Source organism: Neorhizobium galegae bv. orientalis str. HAMBI 540 (genome assembly GCF_000731315.1).
Classification (GTDB): domain Bacteria; phylum Pseudomonadota; class Alphaproteobacteria; order Rhizobiales; family Rhizobiaceae; genus Neorhizobium; species Neorhizobium galegae.
Genome location: NZ_HG938354.1, coordinates 431,054 through 447,898, shown reverse-complemented (window position 1 = coordinate 447,898; position 16,845 = coordinate 431,054). Strand labels below are relative to the sequence as shown.

Here is a 16,845-nt window from a genome sequence, read left to right as displayed (position 1 = left end):
GCAGTCAGAAGTTCTTCGGGATGACGATCCGCAGCTGGTTGTCGTCGACATCGGTGAAATAGATGTCGGCGCTGAAGCCCTGGTCGTCGATGAAGTGGAAGACCCGCCTCGGTTCGTTCAGCGAATAAGGGACGAGGAGGGTCACGAGCGTGTGCTTGGTGGCCGAGGGAAGGCTTGCCTCGATATGGAATTGTGTCGCCAGTCCCTCGACTTCGACCGGATCGACGCCCTTGAAGCCCTCCACGAGCCGAACTTCGGGCGCGCCGGACGTGGAATGGACGAACTGTCCGTAGAGCCCGGCGCGTTCTCCGGTCAGCCGGAAGCTGTTCGAGCCGACATCCATGGATCGGGTGGCATGGAACAGCCACTGGATCGACTTGGCCGTCGCGCATTCGACGCGGTCGACGATCACCAGGAAATCGCTGTGCGAGAAATAGATATCTCGCTCGGCGCGCAGGACATCCGGATCGGCGGCCTGGTAGGCGGCAGTCGCATCGCCGCTGATGAAGACATGCGTCTTTTCTTCCCGGACCGCGAGGATCCGGCCGCCGGCCTTCTTGGCGATCGTCTTGTCGCCGTCCGCATACTGGCCCTTGCCTTCGATCAGGATGGCGTTCTTGGAGATTGTCTGGCGCCGCCAGTTGCGGTGCATGGTGGAGTTGAAGGCGACATAATAGCCGCTCTGGATCGCCAGGTCCTCGCCGAAGGCATAAAGAAGGAAGGCGTTCTGGTCGCCGTGGCTGTGACTGAGGGAGCCGAAGGAACTGCTCTTGAATAGGAACTGGATATGTCGAGCAGGGTCGTCCATGTGTTTTTGGACGGCGACCCAGCCGATGTCCTGGAACCACTTGACTGGAGGCAGGTCGGAAGGCGCCCTGGCTTCGACCGGCGGATAGTCGTGGCGATAAACGAGATCGTCGAAATTGAGATCCCACCAGCCATAATTATAGAATTCCATCGCCGTGCCGGCCGCCCCGGCGTTCAGGCGCTCGTAATACCACTGGTAATAGGCGTTGCCCGTGACCCCGGCGAACTGACGGACATTGTATCCGACCTTGAGGCCCGGCGGATCGCCAAGTGTCGAGTCGTCTCCGAAACAGGCGCGGCGCGTCCCCGGCGCCTTTGTGTAAAGCGGAAAATCCCCGGTCTTCTGGAAGAACGGCCGCTTGTAGAGATCGACCTTGAGAAAGGCGCGGATCAGATTGGCAGCCTCGGTCAGATAGGCAATCCCGGTCATCCAGTAATGCGGCCCCTCGGCCCAGCCGCCATCCTTGCCGCCCCAGGGGGAATAAAGGGTGAAGAGGAATTCGACCGTATAGTCCAGCCACTCCTCCGCCTCCTTCTCCTCGCCGGCCAGCGCAATGCAGGCGGCCGTCAAGGCCGCCGAGAGGGAGCGTACCGCATGGCTGTCATAGGGAAAGACGTGGATACGGGCACGCCACAGGACGTGGTCGGCCACCTCGCGGGTGCGGGCAAGCAGCACCTTTCGGACCTGCTGGCGCTCCCCCTCATCCAGATGGTCGTATAGCCAGTCGTAACCCCAGGCGAGTGCGGTGACGACGCGGAAGGCCGCCTCGTCGTTGTAGGAGCGGCCGGTCGCGCCTTTCGGATCCCATGCGGCAACGGACAGAAGCCAGGTCTTGGCCATGGCAATCAGGGCGGGGTCATCCAGTATTATGCCGCCGATCGCCAGATGGCGGATGGCATAGATGACCTCCTGGCAGTCGATATACATCTGCCGCCAGAGCGTTGCGACGCGGATATTCTCCGGATAGGGGGAAGGCTCGGGAATTATCTCGCGCGATAGCCAGGGTTCGACGGAATTGTTGAAGAAATTCTGCCAGCCGCAGTGATCGGGTGCCGACTTGAGCGTCTCCCGAAAGGCGATCACCCCATCGGGATTGAGCCATAGACGGGGATGGCGAAGGTCTCTCGCCTGAAGCCGGGCTTCGGCGCGCGGCAGCTGCGTTTGCGGCAGATCGGCCGCGACATCGAACGAACGGGTACTGCTCCATGCCGAGGCGACGCGTTTTGCCGTGGCGTCCCAGAGCGCGAAAGCCCAGTGATAGGAGCCAGGCTCGAATGTCACGTCGGGCGTGAAGAAGTTCCAGGCCAGATTTTCAAAAACATGCGTCATCCCGGGCGCGAAGTCCGGATCGGGCGAGACCTTCAGAACGTAACGGGCATCATCGTCAAGCGCCGGCAGCCAGCTGAAACGCGGCGGGTTCTCCTGGATGGGGGCGCCGTCCGGCTGGTATGTGATCGTCAGCGTGCCGGGCTTCGGCTCGTCGAGATACTGCAAACGGGGGGCTTCGGCGATTTTGGGCATCGCAGTGAGATCCTTTAAATCTATGGAGAAAAGGGGCGCGGACTAGCCGCGCCCGGAAGCGTCAGTTCTTGCCGTACTGGCGGTCGTAAGCCGTCTGCATGACCTTGATCACCTTGGAGAGGCCAAGCTGTTCGAGACGGGCCTGGTAAACGTCCCAGGATGCAGCGACATCTTGTGCGCCCAGCACCCAGGTCTGCTGCATCTCGGTCATGTAGGTAAGCAGGCTCGGCCAGTACTTGTCGTAGGTGGCACGCTCCTTGGCATCCATGGAGACGCCGGTGAATTCCGGCTGCAGGAGGCCAGGCTCCTTTCTGTACATGGCGATGCCGTCGAGGGCCATTTTATTGGTCCACTGCTCCTCGGACGGATAGGAGGCCCAGTAACCGCGCGGTACGCCGGCGCCGATCTCCCACATCTGGGCGTTCACGGGTTTCGGATTGTGCAGCACGCTGTCCTTGTAGAGCGGCTTGCCATCCTTCATGTCGTAATTGACGCCCTCGATACCCCAGTTGGACAGGATGCGGCCCTTCTCGGAGAACCAGAAGTCGAAATATTTGATCGTCTCGACCGGGTGCTTGTTGCTGTAGGAGATCGCCCATCCAGCCGGCTGCACGGTGGCGCGGCGGCTGTCTTCGAACCGTTTGCCGGAAACCGTCTTCGGCGGCAGCATCGGCGCGAAATTGATGCCGGGAACGCTGTCCTTCAAAGCTTCGGTATAGTTCGAGGTGCTGGCGAACCAGTCATGCGTCATGCCGCCGATATTGTTGCCGAGCATGTATTCCCGGTCGCGCGCGCCGCGCGTGAAGATCTCGGTATCGATCAGGCCTTCCTTGAACCACTGGGCGACTTTGGAAATCCCGGTCTTGTAGTTCGGCGTCGTCCAGGGATGGACGATCTTGCCGTTCTCGACCATGAAATCACCATAACGCTCCGACCCCGAGACACGCGCATCCCACATGTTGATCAACCGCACGGCCTCGATCGGCTCGCGGGCGAAATACGGAACCTCGTCCTTCTTGCCGTTGCCGTTCGGGTCCTTCTCGCGAAACGCCTTGAGCACCGTGTAGAGCTCGTCGACATTGCCGGGCTCCTTGAGGCCCAGCTTCTCCAGCCAGTCCTTGCGGATGAACCAGGCGCGCGAATATTCGCCCTCCGGGACATAAGGGATGAAATAGATATGGCCATCCGGCGCGCTGATCGTCTGGCGCACGACAGGATGCTCGTCGAAGAACTTCTTCAGATTGGGGGCATGTTCCGCGATGAGGTCGTCGAGCGGCTGGAATGCTCCTTCCATCCCGTAACGGATGAAATCGTCCTTCAGGCCGCCGGTGACGTCGCCGCCGACAATGTCCGGCAGATTCCCGGACGCCATCAACAGATTGAACGCGTCGCGGCTGTTGCTGGTGGCGAGAGACGCCACGTTCTTGACGTGGATGCCGGTCCATTCGGCCGCCTTCTTCTCCACCGGCCAGTTTTCCGTGTAGACGTATTTGTCACGAAAATGAAAGTGGATCGTCAGCTCGAGCGGATTGGCGACGATCTTCGTCGAGGCGTCCTGAGCATGGGCTGTACCGACTTGCAGCAAGGCGCATGTGGCCAGCAGGGCAAGGCTTTTTCGAAAGTGTCTCATCCATTTCTCCTCCTTAAACAGATTTGGCTTTGACGGCGTTATTCCTTCACTCCGCCAAGGGTGATGCCCTTGTTGAAGTATTTCTGGATGCTCGGATAAATGAGCAGGACCGGGATGATCGAGGCGATCATGATCGCCGCCGTCACCGTCTCGAACGAATAGCGCGACGTCATCAGACTGCTGGCGAACTCGTCGTTGGCGCTCAGGTCGACGATGATGCGCTTCAGGTAGAGCTGCAGCGGGATCTTCTCTTCGCCGCGCAGGAGCACCATGGCCCAGAAATAACTGTTCCAGCGCGACACGATGCAGAACAGGCCGACCGTGATGATCGCCGGCTTGGAGAGCGGAATGAAAACCTTCCAGAGCAGCTGGAACTCGCTTGCGCCGTCCATCTTGGCGGCCTCCTCGAAGGATTTCGGGACGGCCTCGAAGAAATTGCGCAGCAGGATGACGTTGAAGGCGTTGCAGGCAAAGCCGATGATCAGCCCGAAGCGCGAGTCCAGCAGGCCGAGATCGCGCATGTTCAGGAAGAACGGGATCATTCCCGCATTGAACCAGAGCGTGAACGCCACCATCAGGTTCAGGAACTTGCGGCCGCGCAGCCGTGAGCGGGACAGGGCATAGGCGCCGGGGATCATGATCGCGAGGCTGACCGCCGTGCCGCCGAACGTGTAGATGAACGTATTGCCGTAGGCGATCCAGAACAGCCGGTCCGAGAGCACGAACTCGTAGGCCGCAAGCGTCAGGTCCTTCGGGAAAAGGATCACCTGCCCCGAGGTGACCGCGGCGCCCGAGGAGATCGATACCGCCAGAATGTAAATGAACGGATAGAGCGTCGACAGGACGAAGATGCCGATCAGCACCGCATTGGCATATCCGAAGATCCGGTCGCCCCGGGAATAGAGGTTGAAATGTGCCATGACATCACCAGAGCGAGGTTGACGAGACCTTCCGGCTGATCCGGTTGGCCGTGAAGACGAGAGCGAAGGCGATGACGGCGTTGAACAGGCCGGCCGCGGTTGCGAGATCGTATTGGGTTCCCTGCAGGCCGGTCCGGTAGACGTAGGTCGAGACGACGTCGGCGGTGCTATAGGTGGCCGGCTGATAGAGAAGGATGATATATTCGAACCCGACCTCGACGAGGTTGCCGATGCGGATAATCAGCATGATGATGATCGTCGGCAGGATGCAGGGCAGCGTGATCCGCCATATCATCTGCCACCGAGAGGCGCCGTCCACCCGCGCCGATTCGTAGAGCGTCGGACTGACGCCGGCGATCGCGGCCAGGTAGACGATCGATTCGAAGCCTGCCTCTTTCCAGATGTTGGAGCCGATGAACACCGACCGGAACCACTCCGGCTGGGTGAGGAAATAGACCGGCTCGAACCCCAGGCTGGATATGATGAGATTGATCACGCCCGTCGTCGGAGACAGAAGATTGATGACGATGCCGGCGACGATCACCACCGAGATAAAGTGCGGCAGGTAGACGATCGTCTGGGAGAACCGTCGGCCGAACTCGCTCTGCAGTTCGTTGAACATCAGCGCCAGGATGATCGGCACCGGGAAGGCGAAGATCAGCCCGAGCCCGCTGATGGTGATCGTGTTGATGAAGGCGCGGATGAAGATCTGGTCTTCGAGAAGGGTGCGGAAGTTCTCAAACCCGACCCAGGGACTGCCGGCGATGCCGCGGAAGGGGCTGAAATCCTTGAAGGCTATCTGCAGCCCTTCCATCGGCTTGTAGAGAAACAGCAGAAACCAGACGATCATCGGCAAGGCGAGCAGATAGAGCTGCCAGTCCCGGCGAAGATCTTCGCCTATGCCTTTCAGATAGTGGGTCATCCTCGATGTCATCATCCACCTCACGAACGGCCGTTGACGGCCCGGCCGGTTTCCAGGTCGAAAATGTGAAGCCTGTCGGTCGGCATCAGCAACTGCCGGATCTCGGCGAGCTTCTGGACATCGGACGGCGTGTCGACCTTGGCGACGACCGGCTGACCGGCGATCCGGCAATGCAGCAGGGCTTCGGAACCAAGTGGCTCGACGAGATCGACTGTCGTCGGGATGTTCTGGACATCCGCGACCGTGCCCGTCTCGATCTCCAGATGCTCCGGCCGCAGACCGACGAGAATGCGCTGGCCCGCGTCGAGGGCCGCGGCGCTCCAGGCGGGGAGCGTCAGTTGCGCCGGATTGTCATCGGTCCCGTCGATCCGTGCGACGGCCACGCCGTTCGCAGCGGTCACGGTCGCTTTCAGCAGGTTCATGGGCGGCGAGCCCAGGAAGCTCGCGACGAAGGCATTCGCCGGATTGAGAAAAAGCTCCATGGGAGAGCCCACCTGCTCGACGCGGCCGCTATTCATCACCACGATACGGTCGGCGAGCGTCATGGCCTCCACCTGGTCGTGGGTCACGTAGATGCTGGTGACGCCCATCCGGTTGTGCAGCCGGCGGATTTCGGCGCGCATCTGGGTGCGCAACTTGGCGTCGAGGTTCGAAAGCGGTTCGTCGAAGAGGAAGACCCTTGGCTTGCGCACGATCGCGCGTCCCATCGCCACCCGCTGTCTTTGACCACCGGAAAGGTCCGCCGGCTTGCGCTTCAGGTAGGGCGTGAGATCGAGGATCGTCGCCGCCTCGCTGACGGCTGCCTCGACGACTGCGTTCTTCTCGCCGCGGACGCGCAGGCCGAAGGCGATATTTTCCGCGACATTGAGGTGCGGGTAGAGCGCATAATTCTGGAAGACCATCGCGACATCACGATCCTTGGGCGCCATGCGGTTGACGACGCGCCCACCGATGGAGATCGTGCCGCCGGAGATATCCTCAAGCCCGGCGACCATGCGCAGCGTTGTCGACTTGCCGCAGCCCGACGGGCCCACCAGGACGACGAATTCTCCCTGCACCACCGACAGATCGATAGAATGCACGACTTCGAGTGCGCCGTAGCGTTTCACTACGTCGTTCAATTCCACTGCAGACATTTCACTTTCCTCCCGCTGCGTCCGCCTTCAGGTCAGACTGCGCCGCGGCCTCCGTTTTTCCGTCGTGGTTGCATTGATGGATTCGATGTAGCTCCACAGCTTCGGATCTTTTGAAAGCTCCGTGATCTTGCTTTCCAACGAACCCAGATGCCGGGTCATCGCCGCCACCGCGGCATCCGGGGACGCAGCCCCGATGGCCTCGACAATGGCACGATGTTCGTCGATGACCTCGCCGGTGCGGCGCACCCCGAACACCATCTTCAGATGACGCATGCGGTCGATTTCCCCCTTCGCCTGATTGACGAAAGACCAGACGCCGCTGAGGCGCGCCGCCGCAAAGATCGCCTTGTGAAAGCTCTCGTCCAGTTCAAAGAAGCTGGTGTAGTCCTCGCTCTCGACGGCTTCGATCTGCTGGTTCAGCAATAGTTCCAGGCGGCCGAGATCCTCGAACGTGTGGCGCTTGGCCGCTTCGGCTGCAGCCCCCGCCTCCAGGCGGAACCGGATAAAGCAGGCCTCGATGTAACGCTGCACCTCGATCGTCGCGACAAACGTGCCCCCTTGCGGGACGACCTTGATCAGGCCCTCTTCCGAAAGACGGATGATTGCCTCACGCACCGGCGTCTTGCTGACATGCAGGATCGCGGCGACCTCCTTTTCGGGAAGGGCGCGGCCGGGAAGCAGCCTGACTTCGACGATGAGCTGCCGCAGCAGGCGATAAACCTTGTTGGTCGTATTGCCCGTGCCTTCCATCAGGAACGGCCGGAGCAATTCCTCAAGGGGAAGAGCAGGAATCTGCACGACTTCAGACATATCTATTCACCAACTGATATCTTAGTTGCTAGATTGATGTCCTAGCTGAGAATTGTCAAGTCCAGATGCCGAAGATTCTCGGGCGCCAAAAGACCGGCCGCAACGGAGCATTGCGCGGCGTATGGAGGTGAGGTCCAAATGTGCGTGCATTAGCGTTTTGCGGCTCGCGCCTGGAGAGGCTGTTCGCGCCGAACACGATGGCGCCCCGGACTCGCGAGCGCCCACATCAAGTGGCCAGGCGCGGCGCAGAAGGCGCGGGGGTTCTATGACCCCGAGAGCGTCTGCTCGAATGGATGCTTGCCGAGACCTGTCAGAACACATCGCGGGCTGGTCGTCAGGCGGACACCTCCATCCGCTCCGACGGCCACGGTCTCGCTGAACCCGAGTCCCTGCGCCGTCGCATAAAGATGGAAGACCATGCCTTCTTGCAGAACCCAATGGGATGTCGGCAGGAAAACCCTCGAAAAGTCGCTGGTGCGCGGCGTGCGGGTATAGAGGCCCAATGTATAAGCCGTCACGTTCTCGTATGTCGGCCGCAGATGCGCGTCCAGCGCACCCTGCCGCATGATGGCATCGATATCGCGAGCGACGGCACCGGGCTTCATCGCGGCGATCTGGCGGTCCTGCAGGGCGACGAGCTTTTCGGCAGCCGCATTGAGGGTCGCCGACGGCTCCCCGACCACGACCGGCCGCATCATGCGGGCGCCATAGTTTCCAACGCGCGGAATGAGTTCGACATGCAGGATGTCGCCCTCCGTGATCGTTTCGGTCTTGAACGCACCGTGCAGAAATTCGTGGCTGCCGGTGGCCTTGACGACCGGGCCGACTTCGCCGGTATCGGCACCTTCACGCAGGAAGACCTGCGAGGCGATCGCCGCCGCATCGCGGGTGGTCATTCCCGGACGAGCCTGCCTTGCGATCTCCAGCATCGCCTTGTCGGCGATTGCAGATGCCTGACGGAGGACGGCAATCTCCTCGTCCGATTTGACCCAGCGCAGGCTGTCGCTGAGCCCCGGCATGGGAATGAAGCTCGCATCCGGCAGCAGCGCTGAAAGCCGCATGAACGTTGCAGCGCTCATGCTGTAGGAATTGGTGTCGAGGCCGATGCGCGCATCGGCAAACCGGCGCTCGCGGATGCTTGCCGCGACGGCCGCTTGCGCTTCGTCGGTATCGGCGAAGCCGACCACGTCGGAAATCCAGCTCTTTTCCCGGCAGGGCGCCTCGTCCAGCGCCCGCAGCGTGAACCAGGCATCGCCCTCGCGCGGCAAAAAGGCGGCGCGGTACATGGTTTCGGAGACGGTGTAGCCGGTCAGCCAGGCCAGCAGCTCGCCGCTATCGACGAGTAGCAGATCGGCGCCGGCGGATGCCATGGCGTCCCGGGCGCGTGCGATACGGCGATCGAATTCCGCCCGGGAGAACATGGTCAGGCAACCTCGCAGATATCGAGGATGGTCAGCATGTAGACGCGGATCATGTCGAGATAGTCGACGATGTCGACACGCTCGTCGGGCATGGTGTTGTAACGGCCGCCGGGGCCGCACACGATCCCTTCCATGCCGAGTTCCTTGTAGAGATGGCCGGCATCGGTACCGTAGAACCGGGTCGGCGTGATCGCGCCGGTCGGCTGTTTCTCGCCGCGCACGGCTTCATAGGCTGCATTGATCGACTTGACGATGCGCGAAGTCGGCGAGACCTCGAAGGGCGGCATCAGCGGGCGGCCCTCGATCAACTCTGGAACCAGCTTTGCCTTGAGGCCGGGGAAGCGGCCTTCGAGGGCCACCAGTTCCTTTTCGAGATCGGCCAGCACGCCCTCCTGCGTCTGCCCCGGCGCATAACGGCACGAGCCCTTGAGGCGGACGAAATCTGCCACCTGCGGCGGACGCCATTCTTCGAAACCGCGCCCGAGGGCACCATGGACGACGCCGACATGGCCGCGGTTGATCGACCGGTGCACGTCGCTCCTGGCGCCGCTGAAGGTCATGGCGTTGATGCGCGGGATGATGTCGCAAGCCGCCGCGATCGCATCGACGGACTCTTCGCGCTTGGAGAGATGGCGCGTGTCGCCGGTCAACTCGATGACATAGCTGAGAGCTGCCGCATGCATGGTGACGGCAACGAGATCACTCGGTTCGCTGTTGATAAAATAGTCCGCCTTGACGCCGTGTCTGATCGCAGCAAGCGTGCCGACGCCGCCCTGCAGTTCGCCGACCACGAAGGTCAGGACAACGTCGCCCTTGAGCTTGACGCCGGCATCGAGCAACGTCTTGACCGCGCAGAAATAGGCGGCATCGCCGGCCTTCATGTTCGACACGCCGATACCGTAGATGAACTTGTCATCGACGAGGCCGGCATAGGGATCGACCGTCCAGCCTTCGGTAACCGGATTGGTGTCGAGATGGCCGTTGAACAGCAGGCTCTTGCCGCCGCCGGTGCCCCTGAGGCGTCCGATCGTGTTGAAGCGGCGGCCTTCGTCGAACGGCTGCAATTCGGCTTCGAGCCCGATCTTTTCCAGTTCGCCGGCCATGTAGCGCGCAAGATCACGCTCGCCATCGGTTTCCGAATGGCTCTTGTGCTGAACCATCTTCGACAGGAAATCGAGGCAAGCCTTTTCGTCGATCCGATCCACCAGGGATTTCGGGTCCATTGTCATACTCCTTGATGCATTGTCACAGGTATTGGCCGGCCGCGCGTGGCACCGCCTCGATCAGGCGGCGGGTATATTCGGCGCGATCCTGGCTATCGATGTCAGCTGCCGGTGTGATCTCGACGAGATTGCCGCGATACATCACGGCGATCCGGTGGGCGATCTGGCGGATAAGGTTGAGGTCGTGGGTAATGAACAGGTAGGCGGTGCCGCTGGCCTTCTGCAGTTCCAGCAGCAGTTGGACGATGGACGCCTGCACCGACACGTCGAGTGCCGAAGTGATCTCGTCGCAGATCACCAATTTCGGCTTGGAGGCAAACGCACGGGCGATCGCCACGCGCTGTTTCTCGCCGCCCGACAGCTGATGCGGATACCGCTGGGCGTGGGTGCGCGGCAGGCGCACCTGCTCCAGCATGTCGCCGACCTTCTGGTCGAGATGAGACGCGTCCCCGAACAGCTTGAGCGGCCGAGACAGGATCTCGCTGATCTTCTGGCGGGGATTGAGCGAGGCGTCGGGGTGCTGGAAGATGATCTGCACGTCCTTGCGATAGGCATTGTCCATGTCGCCAAGGCTCCTGATCTCGCGACCGTCGAACCAGATCTTGCCCTCGAAGCGGTTGAGACCGGTCATCGCCTTCGCCAGGGTCGATTTACCGGAGCCGGATTCACCGACGATGCCGAGAATTTCTCCCGGATTGATGCTGAGGCTGATGGCATTGTTGCCGGCAACGCGTTCGGTGGCGCGGCCGGTCAGTGCTGCCAGAAACGGCTTGCGGCCATAATGGACGCTGACGTTTTCGACACGCACCAGCGGCTTGTCCGTGTCAACGACAATGTCGCCGACCAGCCTGCGGGCCGGATCGGGAACCGCCGCGATCAGCTCGCGGGTATAATCCTGCTGCGGATTGGCAAAGATATCGCGCACCGCGCCCTGCTCGACGATGTCGCCGCGACGGATGACGGCGACGCGGCTGGCCGTGCGCGACACCAGCGCCAGATCGTGGGAAATGTAGAGCGAGGCGACACCGGTCTCGGCCTGCAGTTCCACGAACAGGTCGAGGATTTGGCAAGAGGTGATGACGTCGAGCGCCGTCGTCGGTTCGTCGAAGATGATGCATTCGGGATTGCACGCAAACGCCGATGCGATGACCACGCGCTGCTTCTCGCCGCCCGATGCCTCGTGCGGCATGCGGTTCATCATCGCTGCCGGTGTCTTCAGACCGACGCGATCCAGCATCGCCTCGCCCTCCTTCCAGGCCTGCTGTCGTGTCAGCCCGCGGTGACGGACCAGCACCTCGGCGAGCTGGGTGCCGAGCGACAGGGTCGGGTTGAGCGACGTGCTGGGATCCTGGAACACCATGCTGATCCGCCGGCCGCGAAAGGCCTCGATCTGGGCATCGGTCTTTTCGAGCAGGTTCTCGCCGCTCAGCAGGATGCGGCCGCTCGGTTCACGGGCGTTCTTGGGCAGATAGCGCATGATCGACCAGGCAAGCGAGGTCTTGCCGGAGCCGGACTCACCAACCAGGCCGAGGATTTCGCCTCGGTGGACGGAAAGGTCGATGTTCTTGAGCGCATGGAAGACGCCGGAGGCCGTGTCATAATCCAATGAGTAGTTCTCGATCGCGAGAACCGGAGTTTCTGGTTTTGTCGTCATGATGGCGGCCTCAGGTTCGCGGATTGAGGGCATCGCGAAGACCGTCGCCCAGAAGGTTGAAGCCAACGGCGACGACGGCGATCGCCACGCTCGGCCAGATCAGGATGCCGGCACTCAGGTGCATGTAGCGGCGCGCCTCCGAGACCATCAGGCCCCATTCGGCCGCCGGCGGCTGCGCGCCGAGGCCGAGAAAACTGAGCGTCGCAAACAGCATGACCGCAAAGGAGATGCGGATGGTCATCTCGACGATGATCGGCGCGATGACGTTCGGCAGCATTTCCCGCAGGATGATATAGGCAGAGCTTTCGCCACGGGCGACCGCCGCATTGACATAATCCTGCTTGCGCACCGACAGCGCGACGCTGCGGGTGATGCGGGCCATGCCCGGCGCAAACGCGATGGCAACGGCGATCAGCGCGTTGACCGTGCTGGAGCCCAGGAGGTTGACCACCAGAAGCGCAAACAGCAGGCTCGGGATCGACATGACGGCATCGATCGTGCGCATGATCAATTCGTCCGCCCGGCCGCCGAGGAAGGCGGAGGTGGTGCCGACGAAGGCGCCGAGCAGCGTCCCGGCGATGGTTGCGAGCACGGCCATGACCACGGTGGCGCGGGCGCCGATCAGCAGGCGGCTGAAGATGTCGCGGCCGTATTGATCGGTTCCCAGCCAATAGGCGGCGCTCGGCCCCTTGTATCGCGTAAGCGGCGCAAGAGTGTCCGGGTCGTGCGGCGCAAGCATTGGTCCGAACAGCACGATGACCAGCACCAGCAGGACAAGCAACATGCCGATCGCGCCCTGCGGCGTGCGCAGGAGGCGTTTGATGAAATCAGTCATACTGTATCCTCTTGTCGAGCCAGGCATAGAGGATGTCGGCGATGAAATTGACGATCGAATAGGTGGCCGCCATGATCAGCACGCCAGCCTGGATGGCCGGCAGGTCACGCGCCTGGATCGCCACGATCAGCTGGCGGCCAATGCCGGGAATGGCAAAGATCTCTTCGACGACGATGACGCCGCCGAGCAGGTAACCCACATCGAGCGCAACGATGGTGATGGTCGGCAACAGCGCATTGCGTAGCGCGTGGCGACGAAGGACCTGTCCGCGCGAAATCCCCTTCAGCCGGGCGGCGCGGATATAATCGGTGTGCAGCACGTCGACGAGTTCCGAGCGAACCATCCGCGAGACGTGGGCGATCAGGATCACCGAAATGACGCAGACCGGCAGGACCAGATGGGCGATGCCGCCCGCAAAATTTTCGGTGAGCGGCACATAGCCGGTCGGCGGCAACCATTTCATCAGGTCGGCAAAGACGAGGACGGCAACGGTCGCGGTAACGAATTCGGGAAGCGCCACCCCGGCATAGGAGATCAGGCTGACGACCATGTCGGCGATCTTGCCGCGACGGACGGCGGCGATGATGCCGAGCGGAATGGCGAGAACCAGCATCAGGCCGATCGACAGGAAGGCCAAAAGCAGCGAGCGGCCGAGCGCCTCGAACATGACCGGGCCGACAGGCTGGCCGGTGCGCAGCGAGGTGCCGAGGTTGCCCTGCAGCACGTGGCCGAGCCACGTTGCATATTGCTGCCACACTGGGGCGTTGAGCCCCATGTTTTCCCGCAGCGCCGCGAGGGCGTCCTGTGTCGCATTCTCACCCAGCATCATGACGGCGGCATCGGCCGGCAGGATCTGGGTGATGGCGAAAACGATGAGCGATACGATGAAGAGCGTATAGACGATCATCACCAGCCGCTTGGCTATATAGTTCGGGGACACGGTCGTGTTCCTTGTTCCACCAGCCGGACGCTCAAAGAGCGTCCGGCATTGTTCGGGATCAGCCGCGCTTGGGCGCCTTGTCGGTCAGGGAGGCGTAGTCGAGGCGGAAGACCGAGGCGCGCGGATGCGCTTCGTAACCCTTGACCCAGCTGCGCTTGGCCGACAGCACGTCGAAGAAGGAGGGGATAATCGAGGGTACTTCCTCGTTCATCAGTTCCTGGGCCTTGGTATAAAGCTCGGTGCGCTTGGCCGCGTCGATCGTGCCGCGGGCTTCGGCGACCAAGGCGTCGAAGGCCTTGTTGTTCCAGCGCGTCTCGTTCCAGGAGGCATCCGAGGTATAAAGAAGCTTGAAGATTCCGTCCGGGGTCGGCTGCATGTTGTAGAAGCCGACGTAGAAGCTGCCCTTCTTCCACACCTGCTCCAGATAGGTGGCATGCGGCATCGTCTGGACGTTGATGGTAATGCCGGCTTCCTTGGCCATTTCCTTGAGGGCGACGGCAAGCTGCGTGCGCACCGCCGGGCGGTCGGAGGCGATGAGCGTCGCTTGCAGGCCATTCGGGAAACCGGCTTCCGCGAGCAGCTTCTTGGCTTCCGCGATATTCTTCTGGCGCTGTTTGGCAGCCTTGAAGAACTGGTAGGACGGGTTCAGCGGCGTGTCGTTGCCTGGCGTGCCAAAACCTTCGGTCACGAAGTTGACCATCGCCTCGCGATCGACCGTGAGCGCAATCGCACGGCGGACGCGCGCGTCGTTGAACGGTGCGGTGTCGCAACCGAAGTTGATGTTGCAGAACTGGCCGGACGGCGTGCGCAGGACCTCGACGCCGTCATTGCCGTCAAGCCGCAGGTATTCGGTCGGCTGCAGCGTCGAGATGATGTCGACATTGCCGGCGATCATCGCCGAGCCTTCGGCGGAGATATCCGGGAACACCTGAACCTCGATACGATCGAGATAAGGGCGTGCCGGGTCGTAATAATTCGGGTTGCGTTCGACGACGATCAGGCGGTCCGGCTCGTAGGATACCAGCTTGAACGGCCCGGTGCCCACAGCCTTGGTGGAAAGGCTCTTGAGGTCGCCGGTGGCGATCGAGGCCGGAATGATGCGAGCGTTGGTGTAGGCCATTGCGACCGGCAAGTCGGCATAGGCGCCGGAGAGCTTGAACAGCACGGTCGTATCGTCGACGGCGACGATGTCGGAGATCGGGCCGACATTGTTGCGGCCGGGCGACGCGGTTGCCGGATCGAGGATTGCCTTGAAGGTGGCGACGACGTCCTTTGCCGTGAACGGCGAGCCGTCATGGAAGGTCACGCCCTTGCGCAGCTTGAACGTCCATTCGGTCAGGCCGTCATTGGGCATCCAGCTTTCGGCCAGATCCGGCTCGACCGACATGTCGACCTTCAGGCGTGTCAGGTTGCTATAGAGCAGCTCGGTCACCAGGTATTCCGGGTTGACGCGGGTCAAAAGCGGATGGATGACGCTTGCCGCCTGGTCGACGGAGATGCGCAGCGTGCCGCCCTTGGCCGGCTTTGCGGTCTGCGCCAGGCCAAGCGCCGGTGCAGCAAAGACGGCGGCGGTGCCGGCGAGGAAGAGGCGACGTTTCATTTCCAGCATTTTTCAGTTCCCTTATGGTTCAGGCGCGGTTTTCAGGAATGGCGTCGGCGGCAAAGTCCGCCGCGAGATAGGCCAGTATGCTTTTCGCCAGGGCGATGATGTCCTGGCGGGTGGTATGCTCTTCAGGACTGTGGATGCAGCTTTCCGGGCGGCCGAGCCCGCCCAGCAGCACCTCCTGCCCAAAACCGGACCTCTGCACGTAGCCGAAATCGGAGCAGCTTGCGGCGCCCCATTTTTGAAAGTCTTCCGGCTTGTAACCGAAGCCCAGCGACAGCGCCTTTTGCCAGCGTGGCCAATGCGGACCTTCCGGATCGCCCGTCGGGATGAGGTGTCCGACCAGATCAATTTCGAGCCCCAGCCCCGTGCCGGCAACGCCGTCGCGGATCAGGCTTTCGATCTCGGCGCGCGCATCCTCATAGCTTTCTTCCGGAGCGTAACGCCGGCTCACGAGAATCTTGATCTCCGCCGGCACCTGTCCGCCGGCGGTACCGCCGTTCACGGCCGAAATCGAAAGCTGCGGTCGCAGCGGCCCTGACGCGTGCGGCGGCGGCGTCAGCGCGGATGCCCGGCTGGCCACGACCGGCTTCAAGGCCATCAAGGCATTGAGCAAGGGCAAGGCGCCTTCGATAGCATTGATGCCGGCGCCGGTGCGATTGCCTTCGCCCGCATGCACGGCGTGCCCTCTAATCGTCACCTGCAGATGGAAGACGCCGAAGCAGCCCGCCCAGATACGCGGCGCCGCGGACCCGTTGAAATTGAGGATATGACCTTTCAACATGCCCTGCTCCGCCAGATAGCGAATGCCGGGATATAGGCCTCCTTCCTCATCGGTGCAGAGGAGCAGCATCGGATCGTAATACAGAGGCAGGCCGCATTTTTTGGCGGCCCGCAACGCCAGCAGGGTTGCTGCGATCGTGCCCTTCATGTCGGCTGCGCCGAGCCCGAACAGATCGTCACCCTCGACGGTCAGTTTCAAAGGATCGCGTGCCCAGCCAGGCGCGACCGGGACCGTGTCGACATGATAATAAAGACCGCAGACGGGCTTTCCCGTTTCGCGGGTAGCAATGAGATTGGTCCGCTCGCCGGATGCCGGTCCCCCGGCCACGTACCAAAGATCACGCGGCACGACGACCCGCTCGAAGTCAAACCCCAGGGGCGAAAGCAGTTCGGCCATCAGATCGGCAAAAGCGTCATAGCCCAGACCCGGCGGGAATGAGGTGTCAACTTCGATCATCCGGGCCAGATCATCGACAGCAACCTCGACATCCCGCTCAATCGCTGCCATGGCAGGTCCAAGGATCTGTTGCGAAGAAGCTGGCTGCGGCGTGTTCATGGCAGTGTCCTCGGTACCCGTCACGCCAGCCTCCCAGCTTGCGCTTTAATATAAACTATATAGTAATACTGCGTAGATCGAGA

At 61.8% G+C, this 16,845-nt stretch carries 13 protein-coding genes; all 13 read right to left on the bottom strand.

Annotation, left to right across the window (positions count from 1 at the left end; genetic code table 11):
• Nucleotides 1–4 precede the first annotated feature (4 nt).
• Complete coding sequence (locus RG540_RS24670; protein ID WP_046599369.1) at nucleotides 5–2,329, bottom strand: DUF4962 domain-containing protein; 2,325 nt, start codon at nucleotides 2,327–2,329, stop codon at nucleotides 5–7.
• 61 nt (nucleotides 2,330–2,390) lie between these two features.
• On the bottom strand, nucleotides 2,391–3,959 hold the full coding sequence (locus RG540_RS24665; RefSeq protein ID WP_041364458.1) for an extracellular solute-binding protein: 1,569 nt from the start codon (nucleotides 3,957–3,959) through the stop codon (nucleotides 2,391–2,393).
• 38 nt (nucleotides 3,960–3,997) lie between these two features.
• On the bottom strand, nucleotides 3,998–4,879 hold the full coding sequence (locus RG540_RS24660; RefSeq protein ID WP_041364457.1) for a carbohydrate ABC transporter permease: 882 nt from the start codon (nucleotides 4,877–4,879) through the stop codon (nucleotides 3,998–4,000).
• Between the two features lie 4 nt (nucleotides 4,880–4,883).
• Nucleotides 4,884–5,801 (bottom strand): ABC transporter permease, encoded by a 918-nt coding sequence (locus RG540_RS24655; RefSeq protein ID WP_244446756.1) that lies wholly within the window; start codon nucleotides 5,799–5,801, stop codon nucleotides 4,884–4,886.
• Between the two features lie 20 nt (nucleotides 5,802–5,821).
• Nucleotides 5,822–6,937 carry an ABC transporter ATP-binding protein gene (locus RG540_RS24650; RefSeq protein ID WP_041364455.1) on the bottom strand — a complete coding sequence of 372 codons (1,116 nt, stop codon included), beginning with the start codon at nucleotides 6,935–6,937 and terminating at the stop codon, nucleotides 5,822–5,824.
• A gap of 27 nt (nucleotides 6,938–6,964) precedes the next feature.
• Nucleotides 6,965–7,747 (bottom strand): GntR family transcriptional regulator, encoded by a 783-nt coding sequence (locus RG540_RS24645; protein WP_041364453.1) that lies wholly within the window; start codon nucleotides 7,745–7,747, stop codon nucleotides 6,965–6,967.
• A gap of 263 nt (nucleotides 7,748–8,010) precedes the next feature.
• On the bottom strand, nucleotides 8,011–9,168 hold the full coding sequence (locus RG540_RS24640) for a M24 family metallopeptidase (RefSeq protein WP_041364450.1): 1,158 nt from the start codon (nucleotides 9,166–9,168) through the stop codon (nucleotides 8,011–8,013).
• A gap of 2 nt (nucleotides 9,169–9,170) precedes the next feature.
• Entirely contained in the window at nucleotides 9,171–10,391 is a 1,221-nt protein-coding gene (locus RG540_RS24635) for a M20 family metallopeptidase (protein ID WP_041364447.1), read from the bottom strand.
• A 22-nt stretch (nucleotides 10,392–10,413) separates the two neighbouring features.
• Nucleotides 10,414–12,045 (bottom strand): dipeptide ABC transporter ATP-binding protein, encoded by a 1,632-nt coding sequence (locus RG540_RS24630; RefSeq protein WP_041366282.1) that lies wholly within the window; start codon nucleotides 12,043–12,045, stop codon nucleotides 10,414–10,416.
• A gap of 10 nt (nucleotides 12,046–12,055) precedes the next feature.
• Nucleotides 12,056–12,880 carry an ABC transporter permease gene (locus RG540_RS24625; RefSeq protein WP_041364445.1) on the bottom strand — a complete coding sequence of 275 codons (825 nt, stop codon included), beginning with the start codon at nucleotides 12,878–12,880 and terminating at the stop codon, nucleotides 12,056–12,058.
• Complete coding sequence (locus RG540_RS24620) at nucleotides 12,873–13,820, bottom strand: ABC transporter permease (protein ID WP_041364442.1); 948 nt, start codon at nucleotides 13,818–13,820, stop codon at nucleotides 12,873–12,875. Before RG540_RS24620 ends, RG540_RS24625 begins: the two co-directional genes overlap by 8 nt.
• A gap of 58 nt (nucleotides 13,821–13,878) precedes the next feature.
• A complete protein-coding gene (locus RG540_RS24615; RefSeq protein ID WP_041364440.1) occupies nucleotides 13,879–15,429 on the bottom strand; it encodes an ABC transporter substrate-binding protein in 1,551 nt (516 codons plus the stop codon).
• A gap of 19 nt (nucleotides 15,430–15,448) precedes the next feature.
• Nucleotides 15,449–16,762: a M20 family metallopeptidase gene (locus RG540_RS24610; RefSeq protein ID WP_041364437.1), complete on the bottom strand. Its 1,314-nt coding sequence runs from the start codon at nucleotides 16,760–16,762 to the stop codon at nucleotides 15,449–15,451.
• Nucleotides 16,763–16,845: the final 83 nt, after the last annotated feature.

Coding starts and splice junctions, on each gene's coding strand:
- RG540_RS24670 (WP_046599369.1), bottom strand. CDS start 2,329: ATGCCCAAAATCGCCGAAGCCCCCCGTTTGCAGTATCTCGACGAGCCG.
- RG540_RS24665 (WP_041364458.1), bottom strand. CDS start 3,959: ATGAGACACTTTCGAAAAAGCCTTGCCCTGCTGGCCACATGCGCCTTG.
- RG540_RS24660 (WP_041364457.1), bottom strand. CDS start 4,879: ATGGCACATTTCAACCTCTATTCCCGGGGCGACCGGATCTTCGGATAT.
- RG540_RS24655 (WP_244446756.1), bottom strand. CDS start 5,801: ATGACCCACTATCTGAAAGGCATAGGCGAAGATCTTCGCCGGGACTGG.
- RG540_RS24650 (WP_041364455.1), bottom strand. CDS start 6,937: ATGTCTGCAGTGGAATTGAACGACGTAGTGAAACGCTACGGCGCACTC.
- RG540_RS24645 (WP_041364453.1), bottom strand. CDS start 7,747: ATGTCTGAAGTCGTGCAGATTCCTGCTCTTCCCCTTGAGGAATTGCTC.
- RG540_RS24640 (WP_041364450.1), bottom strand. CDS start 9,168: ATGTTCTCCCGGGCGGAATTCGATCGCCGTATCGCACGCGCCCGGGAC.
- RG540_RS24635 (WP_041364447.1), bottom strand. CDS start 10,391: ATGGACCCGAAATCCCTGGTGGATCGGATCGACGAAAAGGCTTGCCTC.
- RG540_RS24630 (WP_041366282.1), bottom strand. CDS start 12,045: ATGACGACAAAACCAGAAACTCCGGTTCTCGCGATCGAGAACTACTCA.
- RG540_RS24625 (WP_041364445.1), bottom strand. CDS start 12,880: ATGACTGATTTCATCAAACGCCTCCTGCGCACGCCGCAGGGCGCGATC.
- RG540_RS24615 (WP_041364440.1), bottom strand. CDS start 15,429: ATGCTGGAAATGAAACGTCGCCTCTTCCTCGCCGGCACCGCCGCCGTC.
- RG540_RS24610 (WP_041364437.1), bottom strand. CDS start 16,762: ATGAACACGCCGCAGCCAGCTTCTTCGCAACAGATCCTTGGACCTGCC.